This window comes from Variovorax sp. KBS0712 (genome assembly GCF_006323185.2).
GTDB classification, from domain to species: Bacteria; Pseudomonadota; Gammaproteobacteria; order Burkholderiales; family Burkholderiaceae_C; genus Variovorax; species Variovorax boronicumulans.
Genome location: NZ_VCCD02000001.1, coordinates 817,650 through 838,458 on the forward strand (window position 1 = coordinate 817,650; position 20,809 = coordinate 838,458).

At 69.6% G+C, this 20,809-nt stretch carries 19 protein-coding genes; 9 read left to right on the forward strand and 10 right to left on the reverse strand.

Annotated elements, in window-relative coordinates; all coding sequences use genetic code 11:
- Positions 1-73: 73 nt before the first annotated feature.
- The 4 genes from FFI97_RS03680 to msrA form a co-directional block, all read right to left on the reverse strand.
- A complete protein-coding gene (locus tag FFI97_RS03680; RefSeq protein ID WP_139702887.1) occupies positions 74-1,024 on the reverse strand; it encodes an AEC family transporter in 951 nt (316 codons plus the stop codon).
- Positions 1,025-1,067: 43 nt separating this feature from the next.
- The gene (locus FFI97_RS03685; protein WP_139702888.1) at positions 1,068-3,164 is read right to left on the reverse strand and encodes a TonB-dependent receptor; all 2,097 of its coding nucleotides are present in this window, start codon (positions 3,162-3,164) and stop codon (positions 1,068-1,070) included.
- An 84-nt stretch (positions 3,165-3,248) separates the two neighbouring features.
- Positions 3,249-3,611 (reverse strand): hypothetical protein, encoded by a 363-nt coding sequence (locus FFI97_RS03690; RefSeq protein WP_139702889.1) that lies wholly within the window; start codon positions 3,609-3,611, stop codon positions 3,249-3,251.
- Positions 3,612-3,663: 52 nt separating this feature from the next.
- On the reverse strand, positions 3,664-4,215 hold the full coding sequence (gene msrA, locus FFI97_RS03695) for a peptide-methionine (S)-S-oxide reductase MsrA (protein WP_139702890.1): 552 nt from the start codon (positions 4,213-4,215) through the stop codon (positions 3,664-3,666).
- A gap of 103 nt (positions 4,216-4,318) precedes the next feature.
- Between msrA and FFI97_RS03700 the strand changes: the two genes are divergently transcribed.
- From FFI97_RS03700 to FFI97_RS03715, 4 genes are all read left to right on the forward strand, one after another.
- Positions 4,319-4,996 carry a TetR/AcrR family transcriptional regulator gene (locus tag FFI97_RS03700; RefSeq protein ID WP_095746275.1) on the forward strand — a complete coding sequence of 226 codons (678 nt, stop codon included), beginning with the start codon at positions 4,319-4,321 and terminating at the stop codon, positions 4,994-4,996.
- A 94-nt stretch (positions 4,997-5,090) separates the two neighbouring features.
- Positions 5,091-5,768, forward strand: a complete 678-nt coding sequence (locus FFI97_RS03705; protein ID WP_062469799.1) for a protein-L-isoaspartate O-methyltransferase family protein — start codon at positions 5,091-5,093, stop codon at positions 5,766-5,768.
- A gap of 16 nt (positions 5,769-5,784) precedes the next feature.
- A complete protein-coding gene (locus tag FFI97_RS03710; RefSeq protein WP_070062458.1) occupies positions 5,785-6,138 on the forward strand; it encodes a rhodanese-like domain-containing protein in 354 nt (117 codons plus the stop codon).
- A gap of 24 nt (positions 6,139-6,162) precedes the next feature.
- Complete coding sequence (locus tag FFI97_RS03715; RefSeq protein ID WP_139702891.1) at positions 6,163-7,692, forward strand: TolC family outer membrane protein; 1,530 nt, start codon at positions 6,163-6,165, stop codon at positions 7,690-7,692.
- A 16-nt stretch (positions 7,693-7,708) separates the two neighbouring features.
- On the opposite strand, the gene FFI97_RS03720 is transcribed toward FFI97_RS03715, so the two are convergent.
- Together FFI97_RS03720 and FFI97_RS03725 are read right to left on the reverse strand one after the other, a co-directional pair.
- Positions 7,709-9,100: a 3-deoxy-D-manno-octulosonic acid transferase gene (locus tag FFI97_RS03720; protein WP_139702892.1), complete on the reverse strand. Its 1,392-nt coding sequence runs from the start codon at positions 9,098-9,100 to the stop codon at positions 7,709-7,711.
- Between the two features lie 7 nt (positions 9,101-9,107).
- Positions 9,108-10,490: a phosphomannomutase/phosphoglucomutase gene (locus FFI97_RS03725; RefSeq protein ID WP_095746279.1), complete on the reverse strand. Its 1,383-nt coding sequence runs from the start codon at positions 10,488-10,490 to the stop codon at positions 9,108-9,110.
- 110 nt (positions 10,491-10,600) lie between these two features.
- On the opposite strand from FFI97_RS03725, the gene FFI97_RS03730 reads away from it, so the two are divergent.
- The 3 genes from FFI97_RS03730 to FFI97_RS03740 are packed head-to-tail and all read left to right on the forward strand — an operon-like array spanning position 10,601 to position 13,714.
- Positions 10,601-12,205 (forward strand): DNA-3-methyladenine glycosylase 2 family protein, encoded by a 1,605-nt coding sequence (locus FFI97_RS03730; protein ID WP_139702893.1) that lies wholly within the window; start codon positions 10,601-10,603, stop codon positions 12,203-12,205.
- Complete coding sequence (locus tag FFI97_RS03735; protein ID WP_139702894.1) at positions 12,202-12,699, forward strand: methylated-DNA--[protein]-cysteine S-methyltransferase; 498 nt, start codon at positions 12,202-12,204, stop codon at positions 12,697-12,699. Before FFI97_RS03730 ends, FFI97_RS03735 begins: the two co-directional genes overlap by 4 nt.
- Before the next feature lie 52 nt (positions 12,700-12,751).
- Positions 12,752-13,714 carry a DMT family transporter gene (locus tag FFI97_RS03740; protein WP_139702895.1) on the forward strand — a complete coding sequence of 321 codons (963 nt, stop codon included), beginning with the start codon at positions 12,752-12,754 and terminating at the stop codon, positions 13,712-13,714.
- 7 nt (positions 13,715-13,721) lie between these two features.
- Here the strand turns inward: FFI97_RS03740 and FFI97_RS03745 are convergent, their stop codons facing one another.
- Positions 13,722-14,375, reverse strand: coding sequence for a DUF1345 domain-containing protein (locus FFI97_RS03745; protein WP_070062606.1), 654 nt, complete (start codon positions 14,373-14,375; stop codon positions 13,722-13,724).
- Between the two features lie 186 nt (positions 14,376-14,561).
- Here FFI97_RS03745 and FFI97_RS03750 point away from each other — a divergent pair, with 186 nt between their 5' ends.
- Together FFI97_RS03750 and FFI97_RS03755 are read left to right on the forward strand one after the other, a co-directional pair.
- Positions 14,562-15,401, forward strand: a complete 840-nt coding sequence (locus tag FFI97_RS03750) for a hypothetical protein (RefSeq protein WP_139702896.1) — start codon at positions 14,562-14,564, stop codon at positions 15,399-15,401.
- Positions 15,402-15,516: 115 nt separating this feature from the next.
- The gene (locus FFI97_RS03755; RefSeq protein ID WP_139702897.1) at positions 15,517-17,124 is read left to right on the forward strand and encodes a class I adenylate-forming enzyme family protein; all 1,608 of its coding nucleotides are present in this window, start codon (positions 15,517-15,519) and stop codon (positions 17,122-17,124) included.
- Positions 17,125-17,131: 7 nt separating this feature from the next.
- Here the strand turns inward: FFI97_RS03755 and FFI97_RS03760 are convergent, their stop codons facing one another.
- From FFI97_RS03760 to FFI97_RS03770, 3 genes are read right to left on the reverse strand one after another with little or no spacing between them, the layout of a single operon-like run.
- Positions 17,132-18,676 (reverse strand): acyl-CoA synthetase, encoded by a 1,545-nt coding sequence (locus tag FFI97_RS03760; protein WP_139702898.1) that lies wholly within the window; start codon positions 18,674-18,676, stop codon positions 17,132-17,134.
- Positions 18,677-18,681: 5 nt separating this feature from the next.
- A complete protein-coding gene (locus FFI97_RS03765) occupies positions 18,682-19,815 on the reverse strand; it encodes a DUF5938 domain-containing protein (RefSeq protein ID WP_139702899.1) in 1,134 nt (377 codons plus the stop codon).
- Positions 19,816-19,838: 23 nt separating this feature from the next.
- Entirely contained in the window at positions 19,839-20,642 is an 804-nt protein-coding gene (locus FFI97_RS03770; protein WP_139702900.1) for an SDR family NAD(P)-dependent oxidoreductase, read from the reverse strand.
- Between the last annotated feature and the right edge of the window lie 167 nt (positions 20,643-20,809).

The following is a 20,809-nucleotide window of genomic DNA, read 5'->3' on the forward strand; positions in this document are numbered from 1 at the left end:
CAAACGGCATAGGGCTAGCGCTGTCGCTCAGTCGGGCAAAAGTTCGCGAAAAGCGCGGGAGAAATGGGGGCCGTCAGGGCAACCACTGCACCCAGACCATCACGAGCGTGAGCGTGCCAAGTGCCAACACAGTCGACACCGCCACGCTGGCCGTGACCAGGTCTTCGGCGCTGCGGTAGCGCTGCGAGAACAGGAACACGTTGGCGCCGATGGGCAGCGCCGCCGCCACCACCATCACGGTGAGCGGAATGCCGCGCACGCCCAGCAGCCAGCCGATGAGCGCCACCAGCAGCGGGTGCACGAGGTTCTTCACCAGCGCCTGCACCAGCGCGCCGCGCCAGTGGCGCCCGATGGGCGTGAGCGCGAGCGTGATGCCCACCATCACCAGCGCGACCGGCCCGAAGGCCTGGCCCAGCAGCTGGATCGGCTTGTCGATCACCTCGGGCATCACGAGGCCCGTCTGCGCGAACAGCAGGCCCGCGATGATGGGCAGCGGCACCGGATGGATGATGGCGTTGCGCAGCGCGCGCCCCACGGTGCGCGCCATGGAGCGCCGGTCGGCACCGCTCACCGCCGCATGCTCGCGCGCCACGGCCAGCTCGAGCACCACGGTGGCGCTGGTCATGAGCACGAGCGAATGCAGCGAGATGAGCGTGAGCAGCACCACCATGCCGGGCTCGCCGTAGGCCAGGCCGATCAGCGCGATGCCGATCATCACGGTGTTGCTGTAGGTGTTGGCCAGCGCGAGCACCGCGCCCGTGCGGTTGAAGCCGCGCCACGCGAGCGTGGCCGCGAACAGCAGGCCCGAGGCGATGAAGTACGCCGCCACGGGCTTCAGGCTCAGCTGCTGCACGTGCACCGTGCTCATGGCGCGAAACAGCAGCGCGGGCGCGAGCAGCAGGAAGATGAGGTTCGACAGGTCTTTCACCGCATTGCCGCCGATCCACCGGCGCCGTCCGGCAAGGTAGCCGGCGGCAATGAGAAGAACGACGGGCAGCAGGGAAGAAATGACGAACGAATTCACCCGGCGAGGATAGCGCGCGCCCGTCGCTCAAGAGGTTGGAACGTCAGAACGTGACGCGCAGGCCCACCTTCAGCGAACGCCCCGGCAGCGGCGCCTTCGGGAACACCGTGGTCGTCAGGATCGAGGTCGGCGTGTAGGCCAGCGTGTTCCCGATGTTGTCCATGCGCGCGTACCAGGTGAGGTTGGCGCGCTGCACCTTCATGCGGTAGCTGATGGACGCGTTCCACAGCGTGTACGCGTCCGTCTCGCGCGCGCCCACGCTCGGCACCCGGCGCTGCGCCGCGTTGTAGTCGAAGCCGACGCGCGCGGTCCATGGCCCGTTGCCGTAGGCCAGCGTGGCGCCCAGGCGCAGCGGCGCGATGCGCGGCAGCGGCTCGCCGGTGTCGAGGTTCTTGGCACGCACGATGTCGCCGCGCCATTCGAGGTCGAGCGTGCCCGCGTCGGCCATGCGCGCGAAGCCGTCGGTGCCCAGCAGTCGCAGGTTGCCGTTGGCCTCGATGCCGGTGAAGCGCGCGCGCATGCCGCCGTAGCGGTACTCGGCCAGCGTGTCGGTCGCTTCGGGATCGGTGACGACCTGCCCTTCCTCGTCGAGCGTGCGGCCCGACGCGGTCAGGCCGATGTAGTTGCGAAAACGCGTGACGTACGCGTTCACACGGGCCGTGTTCGGGCCCGACTTCCACTGCGCGCCCAGGTCGAAGCCGGTGGACTTTTCCTTGCCCAGGTTCGGGTCGCCCACTTCCCAGGCCGCCGTGGCCACGTGCGGGCCGTTCGCGAGCAGTTCGTAGTCCTTCGGTGCGCGCTCGGTGTAGGCCAGGTTCGAGGTCAGCTGCCACTGTGGCGTGAGGTTGACCAGCGCGCCGAACGCCGCGCTGTGCGGGTTGAAGGTGCGCTCGCCGATGGCGAAGCGCGTCACCGACAGGTCGTCGGGGTAGCCCAGCGAGCGCACCGTGACCTTCTCGGTGCGCGCGCCGAAGCTCAGGCGGCCCCACGAGGTGCCGAGCTCTTCGTGCAGGAACAGCGCGTTGGAGCGCGTGCGGCTGTGCGGCGCGAAGGCCTCCGAGCCGTCGGCGGCGAAGCGGTTGGTCTCGCGGCTGAAGCCGACCAGGCCCTCGAGGTTGCCGATCTTTTCGTGCCGCGCCTCGATGCGCAGGTCGTTGCTCAGGTTCGAGAAGGTGGTGCCGGCCTCGCGGCCCTCGAACTCGGTGTGGCGGTAGTCGGTGCGGCTCACCTTCGCGTGGATGCTGCGGATGAAGCCGCCCGGGCGCCACTCGCCTTCCAGCGCGTAGCGGTCGGACTTCATGCCGATGGTCACGTCGTCCTCGGCCACGGTGCCGTAGTTGCTGCGGTAGGTGCTGGCCGAGGCGCCGATCCAGCCCTGGCTGAAGAACAGCGTGCCGCCGACCGCGCCGCCGTGCGCCTCGTTCTGCGAGTTGCAGATGCGGCGCGCGAGCGACAGACGCCCGGGCTTGCTGCATTCGAGGTCGACCGGCACCGCCACGTCCTTCGAGTCGCGGTTGAAGGCGTCGACGTGCAGGGCGAAGCGGTCGTTGCCGCCTTCGAGCAGCACGCCGCCGCTCTTTTCCTTGTTGCCGCTGGCGTAGCCCAGCTCGGCACGGCCGCCGAAGCCGTTGATCGACTCGGTCGGGATGCGGTTGTCGATCACGTTGACCACGCCGCCCACGGCACTGCCGCCGTACTGCAGCGCCGAGGGGCCGCGCAGCACCTCGATGCGCTCGGTCACCAGCGCATCGACGGGCACCGCGTGGTCATAGCTCAGCGCCGAGGCGTCGGGCGCACCGCCGCCGTTCTGCAGGATGCGGATGCGGTCGCCGTCCTGCCCGCGGATGCTGGGGCGGCTGGCGTTGGGGCCGAAGTAGCTGCTGCTCACGCCGGGCAGGTTGTTCAGCGTTTCGCCCAGCGTCGATTCGGAGCGCAGCAGCAGCTGGTCGCCCGACAGCGAGGTGGTCGGCGCGATCAGGTCGCTCGCGCCCAGCGGATTGCCGGTGACGGTGACCTCGCGCAGGCTGGTGGCGTCAGCGGCCGGGGCGGCGGCGGTGTCGGCGGTCTGGGCCAGGCTCGCCACCGAGGCGAGCGAAAGAACGGCAGCGCCGATGGCGTTGCGACGGAATTGGGGGGTCATGAAGAAGGAACACTCGTTGAATCGGGGAACGACCGGCCGCCCTCACCCGCCCGAAGGGGGTGCGGCCACCGGAACACGGGGGATTCAGCGAGTGGACGGCGGGCCGCGCGCGTCGAAGAGCGCGACCCAGCGGGCGATGGCTTCGCCCTGCAGATAAGCAAACGTGGCCGCCGGCAGCAGCATCGGCAGCACCACCAGCGGCACGCCGGGCATGCCCGTGCCGTGCGCCAGCTGGTCGTACAGGCGGCAGTCGGCGTCGTCGTGCACGCCGAACAGGCTGGCCAGCGTGTGGCCGCTGTCGTGCCGGTGCGCGGCCTGCGCCTGCGCCGCCGCAGCAGCGGCGGGCAGGCCCGGCACGTGCAGCGAACGGTGCATCAGCCCCATCGTGCCGGCGAACCAGAGCGCGAACGCCAGCGCGACGACGAGCGCGCGGGTGGCGCGCGTCATGCGGGTCGGGGTCTGGCGCAGGGTCGCGGACACGGGGCGTGAAAAAAGAGACTCAGGCCTTGACGCGCGAAGCGAAGGTCTTCTGGAACTTCTCGACCTTCGGGCCGACCACGAACGCGCAGTAGCCCTGGTTCGGGTGGTTCAGGAAGTAGTCCTGATGGTAGGCCTCGGCGGTCGAGTAGTTGGCCAGCGGCGCCACTTCGGTCACCACGGGCGAGCTGTAGGTCTTGCTGGCCTCGATCTCGCGGATGACAGCGTCGGCGACCTCTTTCTGGGCGTCGCTCGTGGTGTAGATGCCGCTGCGGTACTGGGTGCCGACGTCGTTGCCCTGGCGGTTGAGGGTGGTGGGGTCGTGCACCACGAAGAAGATCTCGAGCAGCTCGCGCAGGCTGATCTGCGCCGGGTCGAATTCGAGCTTCACGACCTCGGCATGGCCGGTGCGGCCGGTGCAGATCTGCTCGTAGCTCGGGTTCAGGGTCTGGCCGTTGCTGTAGCCCGATTCGACGTCCAGCACGCCCTGCACCCGGTCGAACACCGCCTCGGTGCACCAGAAGCAGCCTCCGCCGAGCACGATGGTTTCGGTGGGCGACGGTGAGGAAGACATGGCGCGGCTCCGGGTGGGTTGGAAAAAGCGGGGACCGGTATTGTCGCGGCTTGACGGGCCGGATGCCGGTCACTACATTACTAACCCGTCAGTCATTAACACCATGGCCTCCCCCCGCTCCCTCGTCGACAAGTTCTGCCCGCTGCCGTCCAAGCGCGAGCGGCGCAAGGAGGCGCGTCCGGGCGAGCTGCTGGCGGCGGCGCTCGACCTGTTCGTCGAAAAGGGCTTTGCCGCCACCCGCTCGGAAGAAGTGGCGGCCCGCGCCGGCGTGTCCAAGGGCACCCTCTTTCTCTACTTTCCGAGCAAGGAAGAGCTGTTCAAGGCCGTGGTGATCGAAAACCTCGGCGGCCGTTTCACAGAGTGGAACGCCGAGTTCGAGGCCTTCGAGGGCACGACGGCCGAGATGCTGCGCTACTGCATGAACGTCTGGTGGGAGCGCGTCGGCCTGACCAAGGCCTCGGGCCTGACCAAGCTGATGATGAGCGAAGGCGGCAATTTTCCCGAGTTGGCGGAGTTCTACCGCGAGCAGGTGGTGCGCCCGGGCCACGAGCTGCTGCGGCGCATCCTGCAACGCGGCATCGACCGCGGCGAGTTCGTGCCCATGGACATCGACCACGCCATCTACTCGGTGGTCGCGCCCATGGTGTTCCTCATGCTCTGGAAGCATTCGGCCATGGTCTGCGTCGACGGCGTGAGCACGCTGGACCCCGAAAAATTCATCGCCACCCAGTGCGAAACCGTGCTTCACGGCCTGTGCGTGCGCCCCGGGAGCCCCGCATGACGGCCATCGGATGGCCGACTGGCGCGGTGGCGTCATCGACGCGACCTAAAATTGAAGGTTTGTCCCGTCCAGAGCCTTCAAGGAAAGCCACGCCATGAACCCCACGCCCACCCTCGAGCGCTTGCGCTTCAACATGATCGAACAGCAGATCCGTCCCTGGGACGTGCTGGAGTCGGACATCCTCGAGCTGCTGGCCGAGATTCACCGCGAAGACTACGTGCCCGACGCGCACCGCACGCTGTCCTTCTTCGACATGGAACTGCCGCTGCTCGACGGCTCGGTGCCCGGCGAATTCATGCTGTCGCCCAAGGTCGAGGCCCGCACCCTGCAGGACCTGCACATCCAGAAGCACGAATCGGTGCTCGAGATCGGCACCGGCTCCGGCTTCATGGCCGCCCTGCTCGGCGCCCGCGCGGCCCAGGTGCTGTCCCTCGAAATCAACCCCGTGCTGGCCGCCCGCGCCGCCGAGACGCTGCGCAGCAACGGCGTGACCAACGTCGAAGTGCGCCACGCCGACGGCGCCGTGCCCCTGGCCAGCGGCCCGAGCTTCGACGTGATCGTGCTCAGCGGCTCGGTCGCGCGCATTCCGCAGAACCTGCTCGGTTCGCTCAAGGTCGGCGGCCGCCTGTCGGCCATCGTCGGCGACGAGCCCATGATGCGCGCCCATTTCGTGACCCGCACCAGCGAAAGCAAGTGGGAGACGATCCAGCCCTGGGACACCGTGGCGCCGCGCCTGCTGAACTTCCCCGAGCCCTCGCGCTTCGCCTTCTGATCGAGCGGCCCACCGAATGATCGATCAAGTCCGCCCCGCCGACCTGGCCGCCTGGTTCGCACAGGACGCCGACGCCGCCCCCGTGCTGCTCGATGTGCGCGAGCCCTGGGAGCTGCAGACGGCGAGCGTCGCGCCGCAGGGCTTCACGCTGGTCGCGATCCCGATGAACGAGATCCCCGGCCGGCTGGCCGAACTCGCCGCCGGCGACGGACAGCCCGCGCCCCGCATCGCCTGCCTGTGCCACCACGGCGCCCGCAGCCAGCGCGTGGCCGCTTTTCTGCACCAGAACGGCTTTGACTCGCTCGCCAACGTGGCGGGGGGCATCGACGCCTGGTCCGCGCAGCACGACCCGAGCGTGCCGCGCTACTGATTCTTTCCCTCCCAAGGACGTTCAATGCCTCCCAGGCCCCGGCTTCTGCCTCTTTTCGCAGCCCTCGCAAGCGCCATTGCGAGCCTGCTCGCACTGCCGGCCCAGGGCCAGACACTGAACGAACTCTACGATTCCGCGCGCGGCTTCGACGCCACCTACCAAGGCGCGCGGGCCCAGTACGAGGCCAACCTGGCGCGCGCCGCGCAGGCCAAGGCGGGCATCCTGCCGGCCGTCGGGCTCACCGCGGGCGTGAACCGCAGCAACCTGGACATCGACACCCTGACCGGCACCGGCCGCGGCAGCAGCGCCTCGCGCGACTTCACCACGCAGAACGTCGGCATCAACGCCACGCAGCCGCTGTACCGCCCCGCCAACTGGGCCACCTACGAGCAGGGCAAGCGCCAGGCCGAGGTGGCGCAGGCGGTGCTCACCATCGCCGAGCAGGACCTCATCGTGCGCGTGAGCCAGGCCTACTTCGACGTGCTCGCCAGCCAAGACAGCCTGGCCCTGGTGCGCGCGCAGAAGGTGGCCGTGGCCGAGCAGCTGGCCTCGGCCAAGCGCAATTTCGAGGTCGGCACCTCCACCATCACCGACTCGCGCGAGGCCCAGGCCCGCTACGACCTCGTGATCGCCCAGGAGATCGCCGCCGAGAACGACCTGCAGGTCAAGAAGGTGGTGCTCGACCAGCTGGTCGGTCGCCCGGGCAGCGTGCCCGTGCCGCTGGCCGCGCCGGTCGTGTTGCCGACCGCGCAACCCGCCGACATCAACGCCTGGGTGGCGCAGGCCGACGAGGTGCACCCGGCGATCCGCCAGGCGCGCCTGGGCCTGGACGTGGCCGGGCTCGAGGTGCAGAAGGCGCAGGCCGGCCACAAGCCCACGCTGGACGCCAACCTGGGCTACAACGTCACGCGCAACCCGACCGGCACCAGCACCAGCACCGTGGGCACGCGCGTCAACGCCGCCACGGTCGGCGTCACCTTCAACCTGCCGCTGTTCGCGGGCTTTGCCACCGAGAACCGCATCAAGGAAACGCTGGCGCTCGAAGACCAGTCGCGCAGCGTGCTCGAGGGCACGCGCCGCAGCGTGGCGCAGGCCACGCGCGCGGCCTACCTCGGGCTGGTGTCGGGCGCCGGCCAGGTGAAGGCGCTCGAAGCGGCCGAATCCTCCAGCCAGAGCGCGCTCGACGCCAACAAGCTGGGCTATCAGGTGGGCGTGCGCATCAACATCGACGTGCTCAACTCGCAGAGCCAGCTGTTCCAGACCAAGCGCGACCTCGCGCAGGCGCGCTACAACGTGCTGCTGGGCAACCTGAAGCTGCGCCAGGCCAACGGCACGCTGACGACCGACGACATGAACGCGATCAACGCGACGCTGGCGCGCAACGGAAGCACGCCTGCGGTGCCTGCCGCGACGACGGGTGCGCCCGTGGTGCCCGTGACGCCGCCGGCCATTCCAGTGGTGCCGCCGGTGCCGGTGCAGCCGTTCAACCCGCCCGCGCCGACGATGCCGTCGGCACCGCCGCCGCCGGTGATCCTGAACCCGCCGGTGCGCTGACCCGGCAACGGGTCGCTCAATCCAGCGTGGGTTCGGCCCGCGCCGCTTCGGACGGCGCGCCGTCGTCGCCGGCCACCGGCGTCGTCACCGGCTCCGCCGCCTGCGCAATCGCCAGCACCGCCGCCGCCGTGCGTTCGGCCGCGCCACGGTTCGACGACGAGAAGGCCAGCGCGGCCTGCGCCATCGCCGCACGACGCTCGGGGTTCTCGACCAGCTTGAGCGCCGCGGTCACGGCCTGCTCCATGCCCTCGACGCGCAGCGACGCGCCTGCCGCGAGCGACAGCTGCGCCGCCTCGGCGAAGTTGAAGGTCGAGGGGCCCATGACCACCGGGCAGCCGCAGGCCGCCGGCTCGATGAGGTTCTGCCCGCCCAGCGGCTCGAAGCTGCCGCCGAGCAAGGCCACGTCGGCCAAGCCGTAGTACAGCGCCATCTCGCCCAGCGAATCGCCGAGCCAGATCTCGGCCTCGGCCGGCTGGCCGGCCGCGCTGCGGCGCGCCACCGCGAAGCCCTCGGCCTCGATGAGCGCCGCCACTTCGTCGAAACGCTGCGGATGGCGCGGCACGATCATCCATTGCACGTCGTGCACGCGCTTGGCGATCGAGCGGATCGCGCCCTGCTCGGGCGGCACCGGCGAGGTGGCGCCGAAGCGCTTGAGCACCTCCAGCAGCAGCCGCTCCTCGCCGTCGCGCGAGCTGGCCAGCACGACCATCGGGCGCGGCAGGTGCTCGCGCAGCGACACGGCCGTGGCCAGTTGCCGCGCGTCGGGCGTGGCGTCGAACTTGAGGTTGCCGTAGATCCCGGCCACCTTGGCGCCCAGCGACACCAGCCGGTGCGCGTCGGCCTCGGTCTGCGCCCAGACGGCGGCGAGCGCCGAGTACGCCGGCCGCGCCAGCCCGCTGAGCCGTTCGGCCGCGGCGCGCGATTTCTCGTTGAGCCGCGCATTGGCCAGCACCAGCGGAATGCGGCGCTCGGCGCAGGCGGCGGCCATCTCGGGCCAGACCTCGGTTTCCATCAGCACGCCGATGCGCGGCTGGAAGCGGTCGAGAAAGCGGGCGACGGCGCCCGGCGTGTCCCACGGCTGCCAGACCTGCGTGTCGCCGGGCTCGAGCAGCTTGGCGCCCTCTTCGCGGCCCGTGGCGGTGCCGTGCGTGAGCAGGATCGGAATGCCCGGGTACTGGCGCCGCAGCTCGGCGATCAGGATGGCGGCGGCGCGCGTCTCGCCCAGCGAGACGGCGTGCACCCAGCACTGGGCAAAGCCGGTGGTGGCGTCGTCGTAGTGGCCGAAGCGCTCCTCGACGGCCACGGCATAGCCGGGCTCGGCGATGGCGCGGCGGCGCAGCTTGCGGCGGACCAGCGGTTGGACGGCGGTGGTGAAGACGCCGTAGAGGCGAAGCAGCAGGGAACGCACAGGTTCTTCAGTGGGCAGCAGCGGCCAGCGTGGCGTCGGGCTTGACCGTTCGCAGCACCGCAAGCATCTCGGTCTCGATGCGTTGGAGCGCCGCCTCGGTCTGGCCTTCGAAGCGCAGCACCAGCACGGGGGTGGTATTGGAAGCGCGGATCAGCCCGAATCCATCGGGCCAGTCCACGCGCAGGCCGTCGATGGTCGAGACCTGGGCGGGCGCGTCGAAGCGCGCGTTCTGCACGAGCCGGGCGACCAGCGCGTGCGGCTCGCCTTCGGCGCAGGCGACGTTCAGTTCGGGGGTCGAGAAGCTGGTGGGCAGCGCATTGAGCACGGCGTTCGCGTCCGGGTGCTTGCTCAGGATCTCGAGCAGGCGGCAGCCGGCGTAGGTGCCGTCGTCGAAGCCGTACCAGCGCTCCTTGAAGAAGATGTGGCCGCTCATCTCGCCGCCCAGCGGCGAGTCGATTTCCTTCATCTTCGCCTTGATGAGCGAGTGGCCGGTCTTGTAGATCATCGGCGTGCCGCCCGCGGCCTCGATGGCCGGCGCCAGGCGCTGCGAGCACTTCACGTCGTAGACGATGGTGCCGCCGGGCACGCGCGAGAGCACGTCCTGCGCAAAGAGCTGCATCTGGCGGTCGGGGAAGATGTTCTGGCCGTCCTTGGTGACGATGCCGAGGCGGTCGCCGTCGCCGTCGAAAGCCAGGCCCAGCTCGGCCTGGCCCTTGGCCAGTTCGGCCATCAGGTCCCGGAGGTTGTCGGGCTTGCTCGGATCGGGGTGGTGGTTGGGGAAGTTGCCGTCGACCTCGCTGAACAGCTCGACCACGTCGCAGCCGATGGCGCGGAAGATGGCCGGTGCGGTCGCGCCCGCGATGCCGTTGCCCGAATCGACCACGATCTTCATGGGGCGTGCGAGCTTGATGTCGCCCACGATGCGCTGCACGTAGGCGTCGGTGACGTCAACCTTGCGCACGCTGCCGCCGGGCGCCAGCGTGGCGCTGCCGTCTTCCATGGTCTTGCGCAGGCCCTGGATCTCGTCGCCGTAGATCGCGCGGCCGGCCAGCACCATCTTGAAGCCGTTGTAGTCCTTCGGGTTGTGGCTGCCCGTGACCTGGATGCCGCTGGTGCACAACGTGTGGGCCGCGAAGTACAGCATCGGGGTCGTGACCGCGCCGATGTCGATCACCTCGACGCCGGTGGCGACCAGGCCGTCGATCAGCGCGTCCACCAGCGCCGGGCCCGACAGGCGGCCGTCACGGCCCACGGCCACCGCGGTCTCGCCGGCCGCGCGGGCTGCGCTGCCGAAGGCACGGCCCAGCGCCTCGGCCACTTCGACATCGAGACTGAGGGGCACGACGCCGCGGATGTCATAGGCCTTGAAGATCGATGCGCTGAGCTGCATGAAGGGCGGGGTCACTGTTGGTTCGGAGTCGGGCATTGTAGGCAACGCGTTGTAGACATCGATGTCCGAAAACGGCCAGTTGAAACGAGTCGAAACCGTATCATTTCCCCATGTCTACCGCCCACGCCCCCTCCGAAGTGCTCGAGAGCGACGCCTGCTACCTGGCGATGAAGACGCACGACGCGCGCTTCGACGGCTCGTTCTTCACGGCCGTGACCTCCACCGGCATCTACTGCCGGCCGGTGTGCCGCGTGAAGCTGCCGCGGCGCGAGAACTGCCGCTTCTTCCGCCACGCGGCCCAGGCCGAGGCCGCAGGCTTTCGGCCCTGCCTGCGCTGCCGGCCCGAGCTGGCACCGCGCGCAGCCAGCTGGTCGACCGAAGATGCCTCGCGCATCCTCGCCTTGCAGGCGGCGCGCTTGATCGACGAGCCCGATGCCTGGTCCGAAGAAGGCCCCGGCGCGGCGCAGATTGCGGCCCGCCTGGGCGTGAGCGACCGCCACCTGCGGCGCATCTTCGAGGCGCAGTTCGGCGTGTCGCCGCTGCAGTACCTGCAGACGCGTCGCCTGCTGGCCGCCAAGCAGCTCATCGCCGACACGCGCCTGCCGATGACGCAGGTGGCGCTGGCCAGCGGCTTCGCGAGCGTGCGGCGCTTCAACGCGGCCTTCGTGGAGCACTACGGGCTCAACCCGAGCGCACTGCGCCGCGCGGGCGGCACCGAAGGGGGCGAAGGCAAGGCCATCGAGGTGCGGCTGGGCTTTCGCCCGCCCTACGACGCGAACGCCATGCTCGGCTTCTTCGCACGGCGCGCGCTGCGCGGCGTGGAGGCCGTGCACACCGCCGACGGCAAGGAGCCCGCCAAGGGCAGCACGCCCACCTATGTGCGGCTGGCGCGCACGCTGCGCGTGCAGCACGGCGGGCAGGCACATGCCGGCTGGCTGCAGCTGCGCTTCGACCTCGAACGCGAGCAGGTGCTGCTGGCCGTGAGCGATTCGCTGGCCGCGGTGCTGCCGATCGTCATCAGCCGCGCACGCGCCCTGTTCGACCTCGACGCGGAGCCGATGGCCATCAACGCCGCGCTGCATTCGGCCTTTCCGCACGGCGACGGGCTGCGCGTGCCGGGCACGGTCGACGGCTTCGAACTCGCGGTGCGTGCGGTGTTGGGCCAGCAGATCACCGTCGCCGCGGCGCGCACGCTGGGCTCGCGGCTGGTCGAGGCCTTCGGCGACGCGATCGACACGCCCATCGACGGCCTGACCCGCCTGTTCCCTACGCCCGCCGCGCTGGCAGCGGCCAGCGGCGATGCGCTCGGGCAGCTGGGCATCGTGCGCCAACGGCAGGCCGCGCTGCAGGCCATCGCGCGCGAAGTGGCCTCGGGCCGGCTGGCGCTGCATGCGGGCGCCGACGTGCCCTCCACCCTCGCGGCGCTGCAGGAACTGCCCGGCATCGGCGCCTGGACCGCGCAGTACATCGCGATGCGCGCGCTGCGCTGGCCCGACGCCTTTCCCGCCGGCGACGTGGCCCTGCAGAAGGCGCTGGGCGTGACCACCGCGCGCGCCGCGGGCGAGGCCTCGCAGGCCTGGCGCCCCTGGCGCAGCTACGCCGTGCTGCGGGCCTGGCACACGCCGCCCGCGCCCTCCGAACCGGCATTGGCCGTAGCGCCGACCGCCACTTCTTCCGACCTCGCAACGGCAGGCCCCGTGCCTGAAAGACCATGAAATTCAAACGCACCGTCATCTACACCTCGCACACCGACACGCCGCTGGGCGGCATCACGATGGCCGCCACCGACCAGGGCCTGGCCGGCGTCTGGTTCGACCACCAGCGCCACTGGCCCGACACCACGGGCTGGCAGACGAAGGACGACCATCCCGCGCTGGTCGAGGCGGCCGCGCAACTGCGCGACTACTTCGCAGGCCGCCGCAGCCACTTCGACATGCAGCTCGACCTGTCGCACGGCACCGCCTTCCAGCAGGGCGTGTGGCAGGCGCTGCTGGCCATCCCGGCCGGCGAGACCACGACCTACGGCGCGCTGAGCCAGCGCGTGGGCAACCCGGCCGCGGTGCGCGCGGTCGGCGCGGCGGTCGGACGCAACCCGATCAGCGTGATCGTGCCCTGCCACCGCGTGCTGGGTGCAGACGGCTCGCTGACCGGTTACGCTGGCGGGCTCGAGCGCAAGACCGCCTTGCTCGAACTCGAGACCGGCAAGTAAGACAGAAGAAAACACCGCCGATGGCGTAACGCGCCATTCCCCAAAGAGACGCATGACCACAACGAACAACAACACCACCGTCGCTCCTTCGCCTTCGCCCGCCCCCGCCGCGCTCGCACCGAAGGCGTGGCTCGTCGATCTCGTGCTGCTGGGCGCGCTGTGGGGCGCCTCTTTCCTGTTCATGCGCATCGGCGCGGCGGAGTTCGGCGCGCTGCCGACGGCCACCGTGCGCGTGGCCATCGCGGCGCTGTTCCTGCTGCCGATTGCGCTGCTGCGCGGCCAGGGGCCGTCGATCGCCAAGCACTGGAAGGCCAGCCTCACGGTCGGCATCTTCAACTCGGGCATGCCCTTCGCGCTGTTCTGCTTTGCGCTGCTGACCATCAACACCGGCCTGGCGGCGGTGCTCAACGCCACCACGCCGATGTTCGGCGCGCTGGTGGCCTGGGCCTGGTTCCGCGAGCGGCCGAACGGCTCGCGCCTCGTCGGCCTGGTGATCGGTTTCGCGGGCGTCGCGATGCTCGCCAGCCGCAGCGCCGGCCTGCATGCCGGCGCCAGCAACCACGCCGCGCTGTGGGCCGTGCTGGCCTGCCTGGCGGCGTGCCTCTGCTACGGCATCTCGGCCAGCGCCACGCGGCGCCACCTGTCCGGCGTGCCCGCGCTGACCACGGCCACCGGCAGCCAGATCGGCGCCAGCCTGTTCCTCGCGCTGCCCGCGATCTGGCTCTGGCCCGCGCAGATGCCCAGCCTGCGTGCGTGGCTGGCGCTGCTGGCCCTGGGCATCGCCTGCACGGGCGTGGCCTACATCCTGTTCTTCCGACTCATCGAACGCGCCGGCCCGGCCCGCGCCCTCACCGTGACCTTCCTCGTGCCGGTGTTCGCGCTGTTCTACGGCGCCGTGTTCCTGGGCGAGCAGATCACGCAGTGGATGCTGATCTGCGCCTTCGTGATCGTGTGCGGCGTGGCGCTGTCGACCGGCATCGTCAAGCTGCCGTCGCTGCGCAAGGCCGCGGGCTGAGTTTTCTTCAGACCACGCCAGCCACCACGTTCACCGACAGGGCCAGCACGAGCATGTTGAAGGCGAAGGCGAGCACGCTGTGGACCAGCGTGATGCGCCGCATCTCGTGCGAGGTGGCCTGCACATCCGACACCTGCGAGGTCATGCCGATCACGTAGGCGTAGTACATGAAGTCGAAGTAGTCGGGCGCCTCCTTGCCCGGAAAGTCGAGCCCGCCGTCGGAGGCGCTGTCCTTGCGGTCGATGTAGTAGCGGTGCGCGTAATGGAAGGCGTAGATCGTGTGCATCATCAGCCACGATCCCGCCAACGCCACCAGCCCCAGCGCCACGTGCGCGCCGCGCGCCCAGCCGCTGAGCTGGCGCACCTGCTGCAGCAGCATCGCGATGGCCACCACGCTCACGCCCACCGCCACCAGCATCGAGACCAGGATCACGACATTGGGCTGGTCCAGCTGCTGCGCACGCTCGCGCGTGCGCTGGGCGTCGAAGGTCTCGGCCAGCCACCAGCTGAGCACCTGGTACACCGCCACGCCTGCGCACCAGCCGGCCAGCGCGCGCGCCGTGAGGCCCATCGGCCAGGGCACGAGCGCCACCGCGACGGCCGCCGCGGCCCCGTAGAGAAGACGTTGGGGACCGGTGGTGGTGGAAAGGTGTTCGCGCATGGGCGGACTGTAGCGCCGCGGCATGCATCGGCGCGCGATCGGCAATTTCCTACAGGCACATCGGCCAACGGCGCATGCGCAGCGCGGTGCCACGTCACTAAGGTGATGCGGTTTCAGGGAGCCTCAGCCCGGAGGCATCGCGCCATGCACATGCCCGAGGCATCTTTCACCCGAAGGATTTCTTTCATGCTGTTGCTTCGTTCGCGTCCGTTCGACCGGACCGCGAGATTCGGCGCCCTGGCCGGAACCGGCGCCCTCTCCCTGCTTTGCTTCGCGCCCTTTGCCGCGGCCGATCCCTCGCCGGCGCTGGACCGTTTCAGCTTCTCGGTGGGGGCCTTCAGTGCCGATCCCAAGTTCAGCGCCTCGGTCGAAACGCCCTACGGCGTGCTGCGCTCGAACGAGCTCAAGCCGGGCCGCGTGACCATGCCGCGCATCTCGGCCGACGTGCTGATCGGCGACAGCCAGGGCCTGTCTTTCGACTACTACCGCTACAAGCGCGACTACGAAGGGCAGGTGGCGGGCAACACCTCGTTCGGCAGCTTCGGCTCGCTGAATGCCATCGGCAACGCGAACCTCTCGGCCCAGCTCGACTTCGCCAAGCTCGCCTACAAGTGGTGGCTCGGCTCGGGCAACACCGTCTTCGGGCTGGGCGCCGGCGCGGCCTACTACCGCGCGACGCTCGGTGCCAGCGCGCTGGTCGGCGTGAACGGACAGGTGCGCTCGGTCAGCGAGCGCTCGAGCGACAACGCCATCGCACCCCTGCTCGAGGTCGGCGTGCGCCACGCGATCACGCCCGACCTTCGGCTGTTCGCAGACGCCTCCGGCGTGTGGAAAAGCAGCGGCCGCTTCCACGGCAACATCTACAACGCCGCAGCCGGCGTGGAGTGGTTTCCGGTGAAGAACGTGGGCCTGGTGCTGTCGTATGGCGTGACCAACATCGACCTCACGCGCGAGGGCGGCTTCGCCGATTCGCGCCTCAAGGTGCGGCTGCAGGGGCCTTCGGCCTTCCTCAAGGCCCGCTTCTGACGCGGCCCCCGCGGGCGGGCGGCGCCGCATAGCCACTCTTCGCAAGACCGGCAGGCGGTGCCGGTCTTAGTCTGCGCTCCGATCGAACACCCCCAACGACCGGAGACACGCCCTCATGCCCGCCGCCCGTACCGAGCCCACGCCCTCCTCCTTCCAACGCATCGCCCGCATCGCGCTGGGCGACGTGATCCACCGCAGCGCGCGGCGCTTCGGTGCGCGCACCGCGCTCATCGAAGGCGAGCACCGCATGAGCTACAGCGAGCTCGACGCCGCATCGAACCGCTTCGCGCACCACCTGCTGGGCCTGGGCCTCGCAAGCGGCGAGCGCGTGGCCATGCTGTGCAACAACTCGATCGAGATGGTGGTCGCGCTGCTGGGCATCCAGAAGGCCGGGCTCGTGTGGGTGCCGATCAACACGGCGCTCGCGGTCGATGCCATCGGCTACATCCTCGAGCATGCCGAGGTGCGGCACCTCGTGATCGACACCGCGCTGCACGCCAAGCCCGAGCTGCGCCAGCTGCTCGACACAACGGCCGTCTCGCCGCTGCTGTGCGTGCTCGACGGCGACACGCCGCCGCCCGGCGTTCCCACCGTGGCGCAGGCCATCGCACAGGGCCCCGCCACGCTGCCCGACGTGGCCATCGACACCAACCAGCTCGCCCTCATCATGTACACCAGCGGCACCACCGGCCGCCAGAAGGGCGTGATGCATTCGCACGCCTCGGTGCACTCGGTGCTCCAGAGCAACATGCTCGAATGGGGCGGCGGCCCCGCGCACCACGACGTGTGGAGCAACGTGCTGCCGCTCTTTCATTGCGGGCAGCACACGGTGCTGATGTCGGCACTGGCGGTGGGCGGCACGAACGTCATCCTGCGCGGCTTCGACCCCGGCGCGATGCTCGCCGCCATCGAGCGCCACAGGATCACGGTGACGGTCGGCCTGCCGATGATGTACGGCGCGCTGCTGGCGCACCCGCAGCGCGAGTCGCGCGACCTGTCGAGCCTGCGGCTGTGCGTGTATGCGATGGCGCCGATGTCGCGCACGCTGCTGCTGCGCCTGCTCGACGCGCTGTGCCCGAACTTCGCGCTGGCCTCGGGGCAGACCGAGATGTACCCCGGCGCCACCATCTTCGAGACGCACCAGCAGCGCGAGCGCTTCGGCTCGTACTGGGGCGTGGGCACGCTGGTGAACGAGGTCGCGGTGATGGGCGACGAGGGCGAGCTGCTGGCGCCGAACCAGGTCGGCGAGATCGTCTTTCGCGGACCGAACGTGATGCTCGGCTACTACAAGGACCCGCAGGCCACGGCGCAGGCGCAGCGCTTCGGCTGGCACCACTCGGGCGACCTGGGCAAGCTGGACGACGACGGGCAGCTGATCTTTCTCGATCGGCTCAAGGACATGGTCAAGTCGGGCGGCGAGAACGTGCCCTCGCTCAAGGTCGAGGAGGTGCTGCTGCGCCACCCGGCCGTGCTCAACGCGGCGGTGGTCGGCCTGCCGCACGAGCGCTGGGGCGAGGCCATCACGGCCTTCGTCACTCGCCGGCCCGATGCGCCGGCGGAGTTCTCGGAAGCCACGCTCACGGCGCACTGCAAGGAGCACCTGGGCGGCTTCGAGGTGCCCAAGGACATCGTCTTCGTGCCCGCGCTGCCGATGACCTCGACGGGCAAGATCCAGAAGTTCGAGCTGCGCCAGGCGCACCAGGGGCACTACCAGCGCGACTGAACCCGCATCAGGGCGACTGCAGTTTCTGCAGCAGCGACGCCCGCACTTCCTTCTTGAGCACCTTGCCGACCTTGGAGCGCGGCAGGTCGGCCCACACCTCGACCTGCTTGGGCGCCTTCACGCTGCCGATGCGCGACTTGACGAAAGTCTTGATCGCCTCGACATCGACGCTGCGGCCCGCATGCAGCTGCAGCACGGCCACCACGCGCTCGCCCCACTTCTCGTCGGGCAGGCCGACGACGGCGCTGTCCTGCACGTCGGGGTGCTGCATCAGCACCTGCTCCACCTCGGCGGAGTAGACGTTGAAGCCGCCCGAGATGATCATGTCCTTGGCACGGTCGACGATGTACAGGAAGCCGTCGCCGTCGAGGTAGCCGATGTCGCCCGTGTGGTGCCAGCCATGGCGCGAGGCCTCCTGCGTGGCCTTCGGGTCCTTGTAGTAGCCGCGCATCACGAGCGAGCCGCGCACCACGATCTCGCCGCTCTCGCCCGTGGGCAGCAAGGCGCCCTCGCCGTTCATGATGCCGACCTGCACCAGCGGCCCGGGCCGCCCCGCCGAGGCCAGGCGCTGGCGCGCCACGGAGCCATCGGCATTGAAGTGATCGCGCGGCGGCATCATCGAGACCATCATCGGCGCCTCGGTCTGGCCGAAGAGCTGGGCCATGACGGGGCCGATCTTGTCGAGCGCTTCTTCGAGCCGCGCGGCCGACATGGGCGCGGCGCCGTACCAGAAGCACTGCAGCGAATCGCGCTTCGTCTGTGCCAGCTCCGGGTGCTGCAGCAGCATGTAGATCAGCGTCGGCGGCAGGAAGGTGTGGGTGACGCGCCGGCGCTCGATGAGCGAAAGGAACTCGCTCAGGTCGGGCTTGGGCATGATGACCACGCGCCCGCCCAGCGCCATCACCGGCAGGCACAGCACGCCGGCCGCATGCGTGAGCGGCGCGAGCGCCAGGTACACGGGCCGGCCCTCGAACGGGTAGCCCATGAGGGTCAGCGCCGACATGGCCTCCAGGTTGCCGCCCGAGAGCATCACGCCCTTGGGCTGGCCGGTGGTGCCGCCGGTGCCGGCGATCATGGCCACGTCGTCGGGCGGCGCGATGTCGATCGGCGCATCGTCCAGCCCGTCGAGCCATTCGTCCATGGCGGGCGCGAAGGCCTGCCGCTGGTCGAGGCACACCAGCGCCTTCAGCTTCGGCAGCTGCGTGCGCATCTGCTCGACCATGGGCGCGTAGTTGCTGTGGAACACGAGGCAGGCGCAATCGAAGGCGTCGAGCACGAAGGCGTTCTCGCTGGCTTCGTTGCGCGGGTTGATCGGGCACCACACGCCACCGGCGCGCGAGATGCCGAACACCGTGGCGAAGGCCAGGGCGTCGTTGCTCGAGAGCACCGCCACCTTGTCCCCGGGCTGGATGCCCGCGCGCTGCAGGCCGCGTGCCACGCGCCAGCTGATGCGTTGCACCTGGCCGTAGCTCAGGTCGGCGTCGCCCATGGTGAGGCACGGCGAATCGGCGCCCTGCTGGGCGCCTTTGTCGAGGTAGTCGACGAGGCGCATGCGCGTCAGCCCATCCGCGTGAGCACGGGTTCCTGCACCAGCCCGAAGCTGCGCAGCGCCCCCAGCAGTTCGCGGTGCCCGAAGGCCTGGCAGCCCGAGGCAAAGCCGGCGCGCCGCGGCGCCTGCTGCAGCAGCGAGGCCGCGGCATAGGCTTGCAGCAGGCCGGTCTGCTTGTAGTTGCAGTTGCCGAAGATCACGCAATGCGCGCGCCCCAGCGGACCGGAGGCATGCACCGAGTCGACCGACTTGTTGATGCGCGGGTTCTCGCGCGGCGGCATGGTGTTCATCACGCCCGCGGCCGTCTGTGCCAGCGCGGCATAGCGGTCTTCGTCGTTCATGCCTTCGGTGGCCTTGAGCGCGGCGGCCACGATCTGCGGCACGCCCAGCATCAGCGGCTTGTTGAAAACGCCGCCGAGCACCTTCACGTTGGCCACGCGCGGATCGCGCTTGAACCACACCGGGTGCGAGGTGCCGCCCCAGGGCAAGGCCAGTGCGGCTTCATGCTGGCCGGGAATCGACAGGTGGTACAGGCCCGCGTCGGGTTGCCATTCGACGTACTGGTTCTGCTCCAGGTAGAAGGCCTTGGACGTGGCTGCGTTCACCAGGATGGTCTGCGTCGACGCGATGGTCGGGCTGCCGCCCCAGAACACGGCGATGTCGAGCGTGTCCAGGCCGGGCGTTTCCAGGCACAGCTGCGCCGCGATTTCGCCGGTGGTGTACATCTGCGCCAGGCCGGGCGACAGCAGCAGGCCGGCCGCCGCGAACTTGGCGCCGTATTTCTGGTCGAGCGTGATGAGCCAGTCCTGCTCGCCGGTGGTGTCGGTGTAGTGGCAGCCGGCGGCCAGGCAGGCATCGACCACCTCGGGGCCGAACTTGGCGAACGGTCCCACCGTGTTGAGCACGACCGAAGCGCCGGTGAAGAGCTCGGTGAGCGCCTCGACCGTGTGCGCGACCTCGACCACTTCGTAGTCCGCGGTCTCGATGCCGGGCACGTTCGACTTCATCGCCGCTTCGAGCTTCTGTGCGCTGCGGCCCGCGGCAATGAAGGGGATGTGGTACTCGCGCAGGTACTCGCAGACCAGGCGCCCGGTGTAGCCGGAGGCGCCGTAGACGATGACGGGTTTCTTCTTGCTGCTCATGTTTCTTGCTCCTTGTTGATCGCTCACATGCCCATGCCGCCGTCCACCGCGAGGCCCGCGCCGGTGATGAACCGGGCGGCGTCGGAGCAGAGGAAGACCACCACGTCGGCCATGTCGCCGATCTCGCCGAGGCGGCCCAGCGGCGTCTGGCCGATGACGTCGCCCACGGCGGCCTCGACGCTGGGCGCCAGCCCCGCGGCCACGATGTCGTTGGCGAGCTTCATGCCCATGTCGGTGGGCACGAGGCCGGGGTAGATGCAGTTGACGCGCACGCCATAGCCCAGCTTGCCGGACTCCATGGCCGCCACGCGCGTGGCGCGGTCGACCGCCGACTTGGTCGCCGAGTAGCCGGCGATGGCAGGAAAGGCGATGGTGGCCGCGACCGAGGCGATGTTGACCACCGCCCCGCCGCCGCCCGCGCTGCCGCCGGGGCGCATGGCGCGAAAGGCGTGCTTCATGCCCAGCAGCGTGCCGGCCACGTTCACATCGAGCATGCGACGCAGGTCGTCGCCGTCGACGTCGACCACCAGCGAGGTGATCTCGATGCCGGCGTTGTTGACCAGGATGTCGAAGCCGCCCAGCGCCTTCACCGTGGCTTCGGTGGCAGCCGCCCAGTCGCCGTCCTTCGTGACGTCGAGCGGGACGAAGCCCACCTTCGCTCCCTCTGCGGAAAGCCGCTGCGCGGTCTCGCGGCCCAGATCGGCGAGCACGTCGCCGATCATCACCGACGCACCCGCCTGCGCCAACGCCTGGGCGATGCCCGCGCCGATGCCGCGCGCACCCCCTGTCACCAGGGCCTTGCGCCCCGTCAAGTCGAACTTGGCCATCACTTGTCTCCTGTGGATATGTGTATGAGATGGAGCGGTCATGCTAGGAATCGACTTGACGAGTGTCAAGAATTTTTTTGACAACTGCCCAAATTTCGTAAAATGCCTCTGGAATGCACGTACGAGGGATTTCCCACGCCGCGTGCTATGGTTTGCAATCACCAGGA